At 37.2% G+C, this 14944-nt stretch carries 15 protein-coding genes; 9 read left to right on the top strand and 6 right to left on the bottom strand.

The annotated features are described in order from the left end of the window. Positions 1-29 precede the first annotated feature (29 nt). From FHT21_RS18525 to FHT21_RS18500, 6 genes are all read left to right on the top strand, one after another. Positions 30-797, top strand: a complete 768-nt coding sequence (locus tag FHT21_RS18525; RefSeq protein WP_167296221.1) for an ATP-binding protein — start codon at positions 30-32, stop codon at positions 795-797. Between the two features lie 4 nt (positions 798-801). Further along, the gene (locus FHT21_RS18520) at positions 802-1443 is read left to right on the top strand and encodes a response regulator transcription factor (protein ID WP_167296220.1); all 642 of its coding nucleotides are present in this window, start codon (positions 802-804) and stop codon (positions 1441-1443) included. A 209-nt stretch (positions 1444-1652) separates the two neighbouring features. Next, a complete protein-coding gene (locus FHT21_RS18515; RefSeq protein ID WP_147227562.1) occupies positions 1653-2030 on the top strand; it encodes a BlaI/MecI/CopY family transcriptional regulator in 378 nt (125 codons plus the stop codon). Continuing rightward, positions 2027-4012: a M56 family metallopeptidase gene (locus tag FHT21_RS18510; protein ID WP_167296219.1), complete on the top strand. Its 1986-nt coding sequence runs from the start codon at positions 2027-2029 to the stop codon at positions 4010-4012. The genes FHT21_RS18515 and FHT21_RS18510 overlap by 4 nt, the downstream gene beginning before the upstream one ends. Positions 4013-4023: 11 nt before the next feature. Continuing rightward, positions 4024-4662 carry a TonB-dependent receptor plug domain-containing protein gene (locus FHT21_RS18505; RefSeq protein ID WP_167296218.1) on the top strand — a complete coding sequence of 213 codons (639 nt, stop codon included), beginning with the start codon at positions 4024-4026 and terminating at the stop codon, positions 4660-4662. A gap of 25 nt (positions 4663-4687) precedes the next feature. Further along, positions 4688-5086: an energy transducer TonB gene (locus FHT21_RS18500; protein WP_167296217.1), complete on the top strand. Its 399-nt coding sequence runs from the start codon at positions 4688-4690 to the stop codon at positions 5084-5086. A gap of 498 nt (positions 5087-5584) precedes the next feature. On the opposite strand, the gene FHT21_RS18495 is transcribed toward FHT21_RS18500, so the two are convergent. The 3 genes from FHT21_RS18495 to FHT21_RS18485 all read right to left on the bottom strand — a co-directional run bounded on the left by FHT21_RS18495 (position 5585) and on the right by FHT21_RS18485 (position 9144). Further along, complete coding sequence (locus FHT21_RS18495; protein WP_109929539.1) at positions 5585-6355, bottom strand: succinate dehydrogenase/fumarate reductase iron-sulfur subunit; 771 nt, start codon at positions 6353-6355, stop codon at positions 5585-5587. A 111-nt stretch (positions 6356-6466) separates the two neighbouring features. Next, positions 6467-8446 carry a fumarate reductase/succinate dehydrogenase flavoprotein subunit gene (locus FHT21_RS18490; protein WP_167296216.1) on the bottom strand — a complete coding sequence of 660 codons (1980 nt, stop codon included), beginning with the start codon at positions 8444-8446 and terminating at the stop codon, positions 6467-6469. A gap of 17 nt (positions 8447-8463) precedes the next feature. Further along, on the bottom strand, positions 8464-9144 hold the full coding sequence (locus FHT21_RS18485; RefSeq protein WP_167296215.1) for a succinate dehydrogenase cytochrome b subunit: 681 nt from the start codon (positions 9142-9144) through the stop codon (positions 8464-8466). A 237-nt stretch (positions 9145-9381) separates the two neighbouring features. Here FHT21_RS18485 and FHT21_RS18480 point away from each other — a divergent pair, with 237 nt between their 5' ends. Beyond that, positions 9382-10503 carry a TlpA disulfide reductase family protein gene (locus tag FHT21_RS18480; RefSeq protein WP_167296214.1) on the top strand — a complete coding sequence of 374 codons (1122 nt, stop codon included), beginning with the start codon at positions 9382-9384 and terminating at the stop codon, positions 10501-10503. Between the two features lie 89 nt (positions 10504-10592). On the opposite strand, the gene FHT21_RS18475 is transcribed toward FHT21_RS18480, so the two are convergent. Together FHT21_RS18475 and FHT21_RS18470 are read right to left on the bottom strand one after the other, a co-directional pair. Beyond that, positions 10593-10784: a cold-shock protein gene (locus FHT21_RS18475; RefSeq protein WP_010599638.1), complete on the bottom strand. Its 192-nt coding sequence runs from the start codon at positions 10782-10784 to the stop codon at positions 10593-10595. Between the two features lie 281 nt (positions 10785-11065). Further along, complete coding sequence (locus FHT21_RS18470) at positions 11066-11569, bottom strand: hypothetical protein (RefSeq protein ID WP_167296213.1); 504 nt, start codon at positions 11567-11569, stop codon at positions 11066-11068. Positions 11570-11834: 265 nt separating this feature from the next. Here FHT21_RS18470 and FHT21_RS18465 point away from each other — a divergent pair, with 265 nt between their 5' ends. Further along, positions 11835-12179, top strand: coding sequence for a four-helix bundle copper-binding protein (locus tag FHT21_RS18465; RefSeq protein ID WP_167296212.1), 345 nt, complete (start codon positions 11835-11837; stop codon positions 12177-12179). Between the two features lie 59 nt (positions 12180-12238). Here the strand turns inward: FHT21_RS18465 and FHT21_RS18460 are convergent, their stop codons facing one another. Beyond that, positions 12239-13789, bottom strand: a complete 1551-nt coding sequence (locus tag FHT21_RS18460) for a trypsin-like peptidase domain-containing protein (RefSeq protein WP_167296211.1) — start codon at positions 13787-13789, stop codon at positions 12239-12241. A gap of 316 nt (positions 13790-14105) precedes the next feature. On the opposite strand from FHT21_RS18460, the gene dapF reads away from it, so the two are divergent. Beyond that, positions 14106-14888, top strand: coding sequence for a diaminopimelate epimerase (gene dapF, locus FHT21_RS18455; RefSeq protein ID WP_167296210.1), 783 nt, complete (start codon positions 14106-14108; stop codon positions 14886-14888). The last annotated feature ends 56 nt before the right edge of the window (positions 14889-14944 follow it).

Below are 14944 nucleotides of genomic sequence, written 5' to 3'. Positions count from 1 at the left end.
TTTATATGCAGAGCTCGTCAACGGAAGTAATGTCACTCATACTATTGGCATCATTTGTTTTCCTTTTGATGCCAATATTCTTATTACTCTACATCAGATCGTACAACCGGCATAAAAAGAACCACGTTTTGGAAAAGCAGAATATGCAGCAAAAATTTGAATCCGAAATGCTTCAAGCACGGGTAGAAGTACAAGATCAAACCATGCAAAGCATAGCTACAGAATTACATGATAATGTTGGCCAGTTGCTCAGTCTTACTACACTAACACTAAACTCTATAAATTTAAATGATGAGGGAAAAGCCAAAAAGAAAATCGATAATTCATTAGCACTTGTTAACAAATCCATTAAAGAATTAAGGGAGCTGGCCAAGCTATTACATGGAGAGCAACTGGTAGAAAATGGCATTGGTCATGCAATAGATCAGGAAATTAACTGGCTTAATAAGGCCGGTACTTACGAATTAAAAATCAACAACCTGCTCATTGATCTGCAAATTGCCTCGCCAAACAAGGATTTGATCATTCTTCGTTTGCTGCAGGAAATTATCAATAATATTATAAAACATGCACAGGCAACCCATATTCAACTCGATTCATACCTGACAGACAATATTTTACATTTAAGGGTTGTAGAAAATGGAGTTGGTTTTAATCCCGAAGAAATTAAATCAAAAAAAACAGGGATGGGCCTAAATTCTATTTTTAAAAGAATTGAGATGATCAATGGAAAATTAACATTAAATTCGGCTTCAGGCGAAGGCACTTCCATTTCAATAGAAGTTCCATACCCTTAATTGTATGCAAGACCAAAGTATTTCTATCGCTATTGTTGATGATCACACGCTTTTCCGTTCCGGATTGGCAAGCCTATTAGAAGAATTTGATGAAATAAACATAACGTTTGAGGCTGTAAACGGATTAGATCTCCAAGCCAAAATGAACAACAACCAGCAAGTTCAACTCATATTAATGGATATTAATATGCCAGTAATGGACGGTTTTGCAGCAACTAAATGGATTAAAATGAATCATCCGAATGTACATGTACTTGCATTAAGTATGCTCGAGGATGAAAAAGCAATTATTGGAATGCTTAAGGCTGGCGCCGGGGGTTACATGCTTAAAGAATCGACCCCATCAGATCTGCTAACGGCAATTAAAGTAATTGTAAACAAGGGGTTTTATGTAAACGAGTTGGTATCTGGCAGACTTTTAGTGGCACTGAAAGACAGCGATCAAAAGCCGGTATTCTCTGCAAGAGAGCTCACATTTTTGCAATATTGCAGTACAGAGCTTACTTATAAGGAAATTGCAGACCTCATGAATGTAAGTCCGCGCACAGTAGACAACTATCGGGAATCTCTTTTTGCCAAACTAAATATTAAATCGCGCACAGGATTGGTCGTTTATGGCATCAAAAACAACCTGATCACCATCTAGCCAAAACAATCACAAAGAACTGATTTACAACACAATAAAGATCTATCTTTAATCACTTCTTCGCAAAGAAAAATCCTAAAGTAGAACAAAAATTTTGCTCATTAATTTTTCTAATAATTTATGCGATAAAATTTGGATAACTAACTAATTAGTTTTAACTTTAGTTAAGGCAAAGTATTTTGCCGTCATCCTTATTATTATTAACTATTATGGAAATTAAAGATTTAACCAAAGCCGAAGAACAGATTATGCAGGTTTTATGGCAATTGGAAAAAGCATTCGTCAAAGAAGTTATTGATGAGCTACCCCTCCCTAAACCTGCTTACAATACCGTATCAACCATTATTAGAATTTTAGAAACCAAAGGTTTTATTGGTCACGAAGCTTTCGGTAAGGCCCACCAATATTATCCTCTGATCAGCAGAGAAGAATATAAACGCCATGCAACAGAAAAACTGTTGGGCAATTACTTCGAAAATTCGGTAGAGAGTATGTTCTCTTTTTTCGTTAAGGAAGAAAAACTGGATTTAAGCGATGTTGATGAAATTTTAAAAATGATCAATAAAATTAAACATAAGCCAAAATGAGTTTTGCCCACTACCTATTACAGGTGAACTTATACTTAATTGTTTTTTTCGGTTTTTACAAATTACTGTTAGATAAGGAGACCTACTTCACTTTAAACCGCATTTATTTAGTATCTGCGGGCGTTTTGTCTTTATGCATACCATTTATCCGTTTAGAATGGCTAACGGAACAGAAAGCAGCGCAACAGGTTTATACTTCAGTTAATTGGGAAGCCGTATTAGCACAGGCAACAATTGTAACGGAACGTAACACTGGTTTTAACTGGGGAAATGCTTTCGTTTATATCTATTGTGCCGGTATTTTGTTCTTCTTAGGTAGATTGGTATTTAACTTATTAGCAGTTAAAAAACTCATCACTATAAATAAGGCTGGCTCGGCTTTCTCCTTTCTTGGCAAAAAAGTAATTGATCAGCAATTACCGCAAATGGATGTGATTGATATTCATGAAGAAGCACACATCAAACAATGGCATACCGTAGATATTTTATTTTTCGAAATTATAGGGATTATTACCTGGTTAAACCCGGTTATTTATCTTTACAAAAACACCATTAAAAATATCCACGAGTTTTTAGCTGATGAACTTGCCGCAGAATTTCAGGGTGATAAAGCTGAATATGCCATGCTATTACTAAGTAAGTCGTTTGGTATTTCACCAAATGCCTTAACAAATGGCTTCTTAGGAAAATCATTGATCAAAAAAAGAATTTTCATGCTTCATAAAGAGCGGTCTAAAAAGATCGCTATTGTGAAGTATGGAATTTTTATTCCTTTATTTGCCATTCTGATTGTGTTTTCGTCGGCTACTGTTCGTAAAAATGAGAAATTGTTATCCATTACAGATCAAATCCCAATGGAGAAACCGATCGAGATGGTTGAAAACATGGTTACTGCTCCTGAAAAGCCAATTATAACACCTACAATTTCTGTTGATGGTAAAACAGACGCAAACTGGAAGGGATTTTATCAGTTTTTATCGAGAAATATTAAATACCCAAACGCAGCCAGTAGCGATGAGGTGCAAGGAAATACGCAGATAAAATTTAAGCTAAAAGGCGGTAGAGTTACCGATATTACATCGAATATAGAACTGGGAGCAGGTTGTGATGAAGAAGTGATGAAAGCAATTTTATCCTATAAAGGATTTAAAACCGTAGCTGATGGCAAATATGCTTTAACGGTAAGTTTTAAAATTCCAGAATCTTCGGAAGAGTTTAAGAATAAATCATTGCCTAAATCTGATGGATATGTAAACCTGAACAAGATTAATATCATATCTTATCTTCCTAAAACCACCGAAACGGAAACCAGCGCTATTAAATCTGAAAATACAGATAAAGTATATGATTTTGTTTCAATCGAGAAACAACCAGAATTTCCGGGAGGCATAAGCAAGTTTTATAGATATCTGAGTAGCAGCATTAAGTATCCTAAGTTGGCACAGGAGAATAATGTGCAGGGTAAGGTTTTCCTCAGCTTTGTAGTTGAAAAAGATGGATCATTAACAGATATCCAGATTACACGTGGTTTAGGAAGCGGCACAGACGAGGAGGCCATCAGGGTTTTAAAAGAATCGCCAAAATGGCACCCAGGTATCCAGAATGGCCTAGCTGTAAGGGTAAAATATAATATCAACGTTAATTTCACCATCAACGATCCCACAAAAGAGACTAAAACAGGTAGCATTTCCAACGACCGGATTAGATTAAAAGAGGGTACAAATCTTGATGCGCTAGTTATTTTAGATGGTGTTAAATTATCAGATAACAGTCAATTGAATGCGATAAACCCAAACAACATCGAATCAATAGAAGTGTTAAAAGATCAAGCAGCAATGAATCTATATGGGCCAAAAGCCAAGGGTGGCGTCATTTTAGTTACCAGTAAGGGCGCAAAAAGCAACGCTTTCAGGCCACTTGACTCAAAAGAGCTTTCGATAGATAAAACAATTAATTTTTTCGATCCTAAAAAGAAACTCTAACTAAATTCAAAATGAAAAACGTAATCATATTTGGCATGTTGATAGGCTTTAGTTTAGCCAGTTTTGCTCAAAAAGCAGATAGTAGCAAAACGCCTAAAGTTAACCTCAGGGGAATATCAACATCAGGGACTGAACCCTTAATTATAATTGATGGTAATAAACAGTATATAAGGGGTACATCATCACTTAATGATATTGATCCCAATAACATAGAAACTGTAAGCATCTTAAAAGATAGTTTAGCAACGGCGCGATATGGCGCTGATGGTTTTGCGGGGGTAATAGAAGTTAAAACCAAAAATGGTTCTCTGAACAATAATTATGGGCTTAAGGCTGCTCCAATAAAAATTGACGAATCTAATTTAAAGGGAAAAGTATCAGGATTTAGCGTACGCCCATCAATACCTAATATTGATACCCCAAAAAAAGTAAGATACTTATTGAATAGAGATTTTGACCCCAAGGTAAAACTGCTTTATATCATTGACGGAAAAGAAGTTTCAGAGATAAAAAGTTTGGATCAGGAATCTATTGAATCAATAGAAGTGCTTAAAGGCTCATCTGCAGGAACCTTACATGGTGATAAGGGCAAAAATGGAGTCGTGATTATTACCACTAAAAAATCAAAAGCTACGTCCAAGAAAAACTAAATAATCAACATTTTAATAAAAAACAATGAGAAAGCTAATCTTTTTAGCCCTAATGGGCATCGCCATGTGCTTTAATTTGGCAAAAGCACAGAACAATCCAAACAAAGTTTATGATTTTGTATCTGTTGAAAAACAACCAGCGTTTCCTGGAGGCATTTCAAAATTTTACGATTACCTCGCTAAGGAAATAAAATATCCCGACGCAGCCAAGAAAAACAAAACCCAAGGTAAAATATTTGCATCTTTCATTGTTGAAAAAGACGGTACACTAACAGATGTACAAGTGATTAGAGGACTCACGACAGAAACTGATGCGGAAGCATTACGGGTGTTGAGAAAATCTCCAAAATGGCAACCAGCTCAGCAGAAAGGAATACCAGTTCGTGTAAAATATAATATTGCAGTTAATTTTACCATGGCTTAAAAAAATCTAACTTAACGCTCTGTTAAAAAACACAAAACCCCAGCAAAAATTGCCGGGGTTTTATGTTTTCTCTCCTGTCTCGGAGGACTAAATTTATAAAATTTTTAATGTATATGCAAATATTACAGAATAAAATTTCTAAATATGAAAAATTTTAATATGCAAACATAAGATTATTGCAACTTTCGCAAACTTTTATTTCGAGTCAGCTTTGTTGTGCAAGGTTTCGGTTTCAAAATATAAAGTTTCATTTGTTTTCATAACAGCTAGCAAATGTTAAATGTGTATCAGTTTTAATCGCCAGCTTGCTAACAAATCATTAAAACTTATTGATTATTTATTCTTAGTCTATTAACCAGCATTAGACTAATAATGTGCCTTCAACAGATATTTTTATCTATTTTATGATTGTTTTGTAGTTCCCTTTAAAAACTAAAAAGCCTCCACGTTGTGGAGGCTCAAGAACCCAGCAGTTAAGCTGGGTGCACAGTATATCTTTTAAACGGTTTCTTCTGAAATAAATTTTGCAGATGCAAAATCGCGGTTCATACGCGCGATGTTTTCTAAAGAGATTCCTTTAGGGCATTCGGCTTCGCAAGCACCAGTATTGGTACAGTTACCAAAACCTTCAGCATCCATTTGCGCAACCATGCTCTGCACCCTGCGGTAACGCTCTGGCTGACCTTGTGGCAACAATGCCAACTGAGAGATCTTAGCTGATACGAATAACATTGCTGAAGCATTTTTACAGGTTGCCACACAAGCACCACAGCCAATACAAGCTGCGGCTTCGAAAGCAGCATCTGCCTGCATTTTAGGGATTGGCAGGTTGTTCGCATCTTGCGCATTGCCTGTGTTTACCGAAATAAAGCCGCCAGCAGCAATAACCCGGTCAAATGCAGAACGATCTACCGTTAAATCTTTTACTACCGGGAAGGCAGCAGCTCTCCAAGGCTCAACCACAATGGTATCGCCATCTTTGAAAGAACGCATGTGCAACTGGCAGGTGGTAACCAAATCTTTTGGTCCGTGAGGACGCCCGTTGATAAACATCGAGCACATTCCACAGATCCCTTCGCGGCAATCGTGATCGAATACAACTGGCTCTTCACCTTTGTTAATTAATTGTTCGTTTAATACATCGAACATCTCTAAGAAAGACATATCCGGTGAAATATCGGCCAATTTATAATCTACCAAAGCACCTTTGGTTTTGTTATTTTTTTGACGCCAAACTTTTAGCGTTAAGTTCATATTTCCTGTACTCATGATATTGAGATTTAAGTATCAACTATTAGTATCGAGTAATGAATATCAAGTATCAAGACGGTTTGCAATCTTGATACTTAATACTTAAATCTTGACACCCATTTCTTGCTACTATTTATAACTTCTTTGTGCTACTTTAATATTTTCAAACTTCAATTCTTCTTTGTGAAGTTCGAAGTTTACACCTTCCTTAAATTCCCAAGCGGCTACGTAAGAATAGTTCTCATCATCACGTAGTGCTTCACCTTCTTCTGTCTGATACTCTTCACGGAAGTGGCCACCACAACTTTCGTTACGGTTTAAAGCATCAATACACATCAACTCACCCAGTTCGATAAAATCGGCAACACGGCCAGCTTTTTCTAGTTCGGTATTTAACTCATCAGCTGTTCCAGGTACACGAACATCGCTCCAGAATTCAGCACGTAAAGCCCTGATTTCTTCAATCGCTTCTTTTAAACCTTTTTCGTTGCGGGCCATACCACATTTCTCCCACATAATGTGGCCTAAACGTTTATGGAAATGATCTACCGATTTGGTTCCTTTGATATTGATCAGTGTATTTAAAATACCTACAGCTCTTTCTTCGGCTTCAACAAAAGCAGGATGATCAGTCGGAATTGCTTTTACCGAAATCTCTTTCGATAAATAAGCACCAATGGTGTAAGGTAGAACGAAATAACCATCAGCCAAACCTTGCATCAAAGCTGATGCACCTAAACGGTTGGCACCGTGATCTGAGAAGTTAGCCTCACCAGTACAGTATAAACCAGGTACCGATGTCATTAAGTTATAATCAACCCATAAACCACCCATGGTATAGTGAACCGCAGGATAAATACGCATTGGTGTTTCGTAAGGATTCTCACCAGTAATCTGCGCATACATATCGAACAGGTTACCATATTTTTCCTTAATTACCGCAGTACCTAAACGCATGCAGGTTTCTTTATCAGGGTTGTGGTTACCGGCTTTAGCCGCTTCGATTTTACCGTAACGCTCTGTATTTGCCTTAAAGTCAAGATATACTGCCAATTTAGAAGCACCTACGCCATAACCTGCATCACAACGCTCTTTAGCGGCACGAGAAGCCACATCACGTGGAACTAGGTTACCAAAAGCAGGGTAACGGCGTTCTAAATAATAATCTCTTTCATCTTCAGGAATTTCTGAAGCTTTACGGTTATCATCTTTCTTTTTAGGAACCCAAATACGTCCATCGTTACGCAACGACTCAGACATTAGGGTTAATTTAGATTGGTGATCGCCAGAAACCGGGATACAAGTTGGGTGGATCTGCGTATAACATGGGTTTGCAAAATAAGCACCTTGTTTGTGCGCTTTCCAGGCCGCAGTAACATTACTTCCCATCGCGTTGGTAGAAAGATAGAATACGTTACCGTAACCACCTGTTCCTAATACCACCGCATGACCGAAATGACGTTCGATTTCTCCTGTAATTAAGTTACGTGCGATAATACCACGCGCTTTGCCATCGATTTTAACCACCTCAAGCATTTCGTGGCGGGTATACATTTCTACTTTACCCATACCAATCTGGCGTTCTAAAGCAGAATAGGCACCTAATAATAACTGTTGACCAGTTTGACCTGCAGCATAGAAAGTACGTTGTACCTGTGTACCACCGAAAGAACGGTTATCTAACAAACCACCATATTCACGCGCTAAAGGCACACCTTGTGCTACACACTGATCTATAATGTTGGCACTTACTTCGGCTAAACGGTGTACGTTAGCTTCGCGGGCACGATAATCGCCACCCTTAATTGTATCGTAGAAAAGGCGATAAACGCTATCACCATCATTCTGATAGTTTTTTGCTGCATTGATACCACCCTGAGCAGCAATTGAGTGTGCTCTACGTGGTGAATCCTGAAAACAGAAACATTTTACCTTGTAACCCATCTCGGCCAACGTAGCCGCTGCCGAAGCACCTGCTAAACCCGAACCTACTATGATTACTTCAATAGTTCTTTTGTTCGATGGGTTAACCAAAGGCACAGAAGACTTATATTTTGTCCATTTGCTGGTTAATTCGCCTTCTGGAATATTTGAATTAATATCTGACATATCTTTTGTGCTAAAAATTATTGAATAAGACCGAAATAAACTGCAATCGGCATGGCTGCGAAAAGGATCGAAATAATAACCGAATACCAAACGCCAGCTCCTTTAATTATACCATTATATTTTGAGTGGTTCCATCCTAATGTTTGGAATGCCGAAGCAAAACCATGCAATAAGTGGTAGCATAAAGAAAACATAGCCAAAATATATACGGCAACTCTTACCGGATCCTGAAATTTTTCTTTCATTACCGCAAAAAGATCTTCATGTCCGTTGGCATCAACCGTTGGGATTCCTGTAAAGCGAGAAACTACCCAAAAATCTTTCAGGTGGACAACCAGGAAGATCAGCAAAAGCGTACCCAACAAGCCCATAGAACGGCTATACCATTTACTGTTTGCCTTACCATCGTTTACAGCATATTTAACCGGGCGTGCTTTCTGATTTTGCAGCGTTAAACGTAACGCCTGAAAAATGTGCGCAAGCAAACCAATAAACAACACAATCTCGCCAGCCCGGATAATCCAGTTAGTGGCCATAAAATGTGCGCCTACGTTAAATGTTAAACCACCGTCGTTAATAAATATTAAAGCATTAATACCGCAGTGTACAATTAAAAAAAGTATCAGGAACAAACCTGTAATACCCATGATGAATTTCTTCCCTATTGATGAAGAAAATGCATTTCCGAAACCACTCATTTGATTAGGATTTATATCTAAATTTCTTGCAAAAGTATCTAATTATGAGTTTAATTTATAAACGAATATGACAAAACAACGATAAAACTTTTATTTAGAAACATTCTAAAGCATATTCGGAAGAAAGTGAAAGAATATGGGAATATTTATTTCTTAATGATAAAAAAATGAAGATGAGTTTATTTTCACCGAAATTCAACTAAGTTTTTCGTTATATTGCTCTATCAAATTATTAACATGAAAAAACAGCTCTATTTATTTATTTTATTAGCCAGTCTATTCTCTGCTTGCGACCCAGTTCCTGCTACATTTAATTTCGAAACCAAAAACTTTGGTCCAAATGCAGTAATAATCATTCAAAGTCCTGAAAGCGGAGAAACACTGAAAGTTGAAAACATTACCAACGCCAACCAGACCTTCAAAATCAACATCCCGGTAAAAGGTTATGCCATTTTAAAAACCGAGGATGGCGATCACAAAGGAGAATATTACTTCTATCTTGACAAAGGCAACTTCAAAGGCGTTCTTGATGGAAAAAACATTAATTCATATCCTTTAAAAAGTGTTCCAAACAAAGAGGGTGAACAATTTATAGACTTCTATAGACTAAAAGATAATATGAGCAAAAACCTGCTCGACAGTTTGGATATTGTTGAATCGGAATTTGACCAAGCCACGCAAAGCAATATTATGGAAAAGGCTAAAAATGCAGACCGTTGGAGAGAGAAAAAAATCTTGTTCCAATTGGATATCATAAAGGCCTTTGCCAAAAAGTATCCCCGTTCTGCGCACACCCTCTTTTTATTGGAACAACTAGGCAGGGCAGATTCGGAACCCAAAAATTATTTATCGATTTTTAACAGTTTAGATAAGGAAATTCAGGAAAGTAAAAAAGGTAAAAGTCTTTTAGAAGAGATTAAACAAGCTAACCAGATGATGGCGGGAAGTAAAATGCCTAATATTGAAGGAGAAAATCCAGACGGAAAAAAGTTCGACCTAAGCATACTTAAAAAGGTAAACCTGGTTATATGCTGGACTTCTTACAGTGGAAAAAGCAGAAAAAACAACCAGGTATTAGTTAAACTCTACGAAAAGTATAAAAATAAAGATGTAGAATTTATCGGGGTATCGTTCGATAAGAAAAGAGACTGGTGGGTAAATGTGATCAAGGATGATCACCTTACCTGGCCACAATATTCAGATCTTCAGGGAGCGAAATCGCCAAATGCGAAAAATTTAAGCAATTACAACGTTACCTACTTCTTTTTAGTAGATAAAAATGGTACTGTATTAACCAACAATGATCTTTCTTTGGATTTTGTTGACAGTGAAATCAGCAAAAATTTGGCAGGCAGATAAATATGAGGATCGACAATCCAAAAGTTGATTCCATAAAAAAAGTCCCGATTTGCATCGGGACTTTTTACGATTTATGTGTTTGAGTTTTCTTAAGCTACTTTAACATTTACCGCGTTTAGGCCTTTTCTACCTTCTTCTACATCGTAGTTTACGGTATCATTCTCGCGAATGTTATCGATTAAGCCTGAAGCATGAACAAAAATTTCGGCATCGCCATTAGATGGAGTGATAAATCCGAAACCTTTAGTTTCATTAAAAAATTTTACTGTTCCTTGTTGCATTATATTGTATTTTAATTTGCACCAAAGATAGAGTTAAATCCCTATAAATCAATTTTTTATTTTTTATTATATAAATAATTGCTAAATATATTGATAATTTGCCCTTTAAGCCCCATTTAGCGGCCTGATTTAATCCATCACTACTCCATATATTGCCTGTTTTTATCAATAAGGCACGTTCAAAACAGGCCTAAGTCTCCGCTTTTCTACCTGAAAAAAGCAAAGACCAACCCAACCTATAAATTGCTATCGCAATCGATACTGGCTATCGGGATTTAAATTTAGCTATAAACCAGGCTTTCGTGCTGCTCATAATTTACTATCAGATTTTCGGTAATTTTAACTACTAAGGTTTCGTGTTCTTTGCCATTATAGCTTAAGATTAATAAATCACCAACGATTTCGTGTAAAATTAATTTCGGACTGGTATAGGTGATCGAAACCACATGCGCTGCCTTATTTAACAGGTCTGAATCATAAATATGTAATTCGGCCCAATCGAAAAGAATCGGACGATCCTCAAGATCATTTAGAACAGGCATTTTCTGTGCTAAGGCAGCAATACTATTCATTACTGAATATTGAAGTTTTTGATTTAGCGTGTTTGCCTTTTCGTTGGCTTGTTGCATCTGAGAAAAGGTATGCAGGCGTTGATCCAAGCTATATATTTTGGATCTTTTTTGAAATTCTTTATAAGTATCATGAAAGATCCGTCTTTCAAAATCAGTTCTGCACATGAAATTGAAATATTGTTTTACACTGAGGTTAATACTAGCTAAAGCCATAATATTCGGTTTTTGTTCTGATTCTAATATGGAACAATAAAAAAATAATTATAAAGTATCAGTAAAGACTGATTATCAATCGATAAATAGCGAAACTAAGTCTTGATTATGAAAAACGGATGAATATTGGTTTGAGTACGAAGATTTGGCTGAACAGCTCCTTATTTAAGATATTTTAACATTTCGAAATCTCATTTTTTTAAAACAGTTTAATTTACAAGAGGTTATTAATATACAAAATAGGTATAACCAAAACTTTTACGATATGGAAACGAGGAACAACCATGGTTTAATCCAAACTTTACTAGATTGCGCGCTAGCTTGCGAACATTGTGCATCATCTTGCTTAAAAGAAGAAGACATCAACATGATGATTGACTGCATTAAACTAGATAGGGATTGCGCAGATATCTGTACCCAGGCAGCCAGGTTATTGCAAAGAGATTCAATTATTGGCCATCAATATTTATTGCTCTGTGAAGAAATATGCAGGCTTTGTGCGGCCGAATGTGGCAAACATGATCATGAACACTGCAGACAATGTGCGGTGGCCTGCGAAGAATGTGCAGATGCTTGTCATGCCAACCACGAACCTATCAACCAAGACTAAAATAAAAAGGCTTCCCAAGTTAAACTCGGGAAGCCTTTTAAACTATTTATTACAATTAATTACTGTGCAGGGAAACTATAGTTATACGAACCTTGCTCGCCAACTCCAGAAATACTCACCATGTTGTTTCTGCCTAAAGGTAATGCTTTTTGTACATCAGCTACAGAATTTACAGGTTGTCCGTTAACTTTAGTAATAATTAAACCTTTTTCAACACCGATATTATCAAAAGCCTTGCCTGTAGTAACAGATGTTACCACCACTCCACTATTGATACCGTATTTCGATTTCTGAGCCTGAGTTGCCGGAGCAAAAGTTGCGCCCAGTTTCGAAACTTCTACACCTTTACCTGTAGCATTTTTTGCGGTAAGGCCCACGCTAGCCTCTCCTTTTAAAGTTACGGTGTAATCTTTAAGTGCCCCATCTCTCAACACAGTTAATTTAACTTTATCACCTGGATTTAAACGGCCAACTCTTTCCTGAAGATCAGGCGAATCGTTGATCACTACTCCATCAACTTTTTTAATTACGTCGCCCGATTTAATACCCGCAGCGGCAGCACCGCCACCAGCAACCACATCATTCACATACAAACCACTTATCTCGTTGGTTTTAATTCCTTCTGGTTTTTCCTCACCGCTTAATGGTACAAAGTTAACACCAATGTAACCACGTTTAACCGAACCATATTTCATAAAATCATCTACAATTTTACGGGCCAGGTTAACCGGAATTGCAAATCCATAACCTTGATTGTATCCACTCTGCGATGCTATTGCCGAGTTAATACCTACCAATTCGCCGCTTGCATTTACAAGAGCACCGCCGCTGTTACCAGGATTAATAGCAGCATCGGTTTGGATAAACGATTCAATACTGGTATTGGCCGGACGATCTGGTCTTTTACCAGTACGTTGGTATTCGCGATATTCCTCTTCTGTAATTTCATTACCTTGTTGCTCGCGACCAATAATACCAATACTACGGTTTTTTGCACTTACAATACCAGCTGTTACTGTTGTATTTAAATCTAATGGGAAACCAACTGCTAAAACCCACTCTCCAACCTGCACATTATCCGAATTACCCATTTTTACTACCGGTAAACCAGTTGCATTTACTTTAATTAATGCTAAATCGGTATTTGGATCGCGGCCAATTACTTTTGCCTCTACTTTACGTCTGTCTGTTAAAACCACCTCTACCTTCTCTGCATTTTCTACCACGTGGTTATTGGTTACGATATAACCATCCTGGCTTATAATTACACCAGAACCCGATGCCGCTCTAGGCTGACGTTGCATCTGACGGCCACCGCCACCAAAGAAATCTTCCATCATATCAAACGGAGAAGAACTTCTACCACCGCCGCTTTGTGCCGCATATGTAGTTTTAATGTGAACCACACCAGGTGCAACTGCTGCTGCAGCCTGCGTAAAATCTGCTGTTCCTGCTGATGATACCTTAAGTGGATTATTGGCAAAGTATAAGTTCTGCTTTTCAGTAATCGTACTGCCAGTTTGGTTACGCTCAAATAGTTTGTAACCTCCAATTGCTGCCGCCCCACCTATAAAAGCGGCCAACACGGTAATTCCTAATATTTTTTTCATGTTTCTATATTGTGTTTTTTAAAGCCATGATTTATTATAAGCTGATTTGCTAGCTAATTGTTTGGTTAGCTTATAATATTCATTTGTTAAATGTTATTATTTGCGAGAGCATTTTTCACTTTGATTTAAGCAGAATGCTCAGGCAGTTTTTATCTGCTCAAATTTTCTTTCGTAAGTTTATTCAAATTTAATACCATATAAACGATATTTGTATCCTCAAAGCACTTAGTTTTGTGTTAAAAAATGTTAAATTAAAAAACACAAACCCCGAATTACCTTTTGCAACTCAAATATTGCATTAAAAAATGAAGCTTTCATGAAAATTAATTTCTTTAAATACCAAGGCGCAGGCAACGATTTTATTTTAATAGACCACACCATGAGTCCGTTAAAAAACATTGACAATCAATTAGTTGAACAACTGTGCCATAGAAGATTTGGCATTGGTGCCGATGGATTAATGTTTATTACCAAACACGAGGATTATGATTTTGAGATGCACTATTTTAACGCAGATGGTAAGCTGGGCAGCATGTGCGGAAATGGCGGCAGATGTATTGTTGCCTTTGCCAAACAGCTCGGAATTATCGACCGCGAAACAAACTTTTTGGCAGTAGACGGACCACATTATGCCAGAATTTCAGAGAATGGCGAATGGGTTGATTTACAAATGATTGATGTAGATACCATTACCAAAGATGGCGATGCTTATGTATTGAACACCGGCTCTCCACATTATGTTGCCTTACAAAGCGATTTAAAAGACTTTGATGTTTTTACCGAAGGAAAAAACATTCGTTACAATGGAACTTATGCAGAAAAAGGCATAAACGTAAACTTTGTTGAAGATAAAGGCGACCATTTATTTGTGCGCACCTACGAACGCGGTGTTGAAGATGAAACTTATGCCTGTGGCACTGGAGTAACAGCAGTAGCCATGGCCATGGCAAAACATAAAAACCAAACCGGCCATGTTAAAACAGCCATTAAAGTTTTAGGTGGCGATATTAAAATAGAATTCGATTACGATGGTAAGGCATTTACTAATGTTTTTTTATGTGGGCCGGCCAAATTGGTTTTTGAGGGAGAAGTGGAGTAGTTTTCTTTCTCAAACCTATCAGGTTTTAAAAACCTGATAGGTTTAACGCTCCCTTA

Origin of the sequence: Pedobacter sp. SG908 (assembly GCF_011759615.1) — a bacterium.
GTDB lineage: Bacteria > Bacteroidota > Bacteroidia > Sphingobacteriales > Sphingobacteriaceae > Pedobacter > Pedobacter riviphilus.
This window is presented reverse-complemented; position numbering and strand designations above follow the sequence as displayed.

Coding starts and splice junctions, on each gene's coding strand:
- FHT21_RS18505 (WP_167296218.1), top strand. CDS start 4,024: ATGAAAAACGTAATCATATTTGGCATGTTGATAGGCTTTAGTTTAGCC.
- FHT21_RS18510 (WP_167296219.1), top strand. CDS start 2,027: ATGAGTTTTGCCCACTACCTATTACAGGTGAACTTATACTTAATTGTT.
- FHT21_RS18480 (WP_167296214.1), top strand. CDS start 9,382: ATGAAAAAACAGCTCTATTTATTTATTTTATTAGCCAGTCTATTCTCT.
- FHT21_RS18525 (WP_167296221.1), top strand. CDS start 30: ATGTCACTCATACTATTGGCATCATTTGTTTTCCTTTTGATGCCAATA.
- FHT21_RS18465 (WP_167296212.1), top strand. CDS start 11,835: ATGGAAACGAGGAACAACCATGGTTTAATCCAAACTTTACTAGATTGC.
- FHT21_RS18460 (WP_167296211.1), bottom strand. CDS start 13,789: ATGAAAAAAATATTAGGAATTACCGTGTTGGCCGCTTTTATAGGTGGG.
- FHT21_RS18490 (WP_167296216.1), bottom strand. CDS start 8,446: ATGTCAGATATTAATTCAAATATTCCAGAAGGCGAATTAACCAGCAAA.
- FHT21_RS18470 (WP_167296213.1), bottom strand. CDS start 11,569: ATGGCTTTAGCTAGTATTAACCTCAGTGTAAAACAATATTTCAATTTC.
- FHT21_RS18475 (WP_010599638.1), bottom strand. CDS start 10,784: ATGCAACAAGGAACAGTAAAATTTTTTAATGAAACTAAAGGTTTCGGA.
- FHT21_RS18485 (WP_167296215.1), bottom strand. CDS start 9,144: ATGAGTGGTTTCGGAAATGCATTTTCTTCATCAATAGGGAAGAAATTC.
- dapF (WP_167296210.1), top strand. CDS start 14,106: ATGAAAATTAATTTCTTTAAATACCAAGGCGCAGGCAACGATTTTATT.
- FHT21_RS18500 (WP_167296217.1), top strand. CDS start 4,688: ATGAGAAAGCTAATCTTTTTAGCCCTAATGGGCATCGCCATGTGCTTT.
- FHT21_RS18515 (WP_147227562.1), top strand. CDS start 1,653: ATGGAAATTAAAGATTTAACCAAAGCCGAAGAACAGATTATGCAGGTT.
- FHT21_RS18495 (WP_109929539.1), bottom strand. CDS start 6,355: ATGAGTACAGGAAATATGAACTTAACGCTAAAAGTTTGGCGTCAAAAA.
- FHT21_RS18520 (WP_167296220.1), top strand. CDS start 802: ATGCAAGACCAAAGTATTTCTATCGCTATTGTTGATGATCACACGCTT.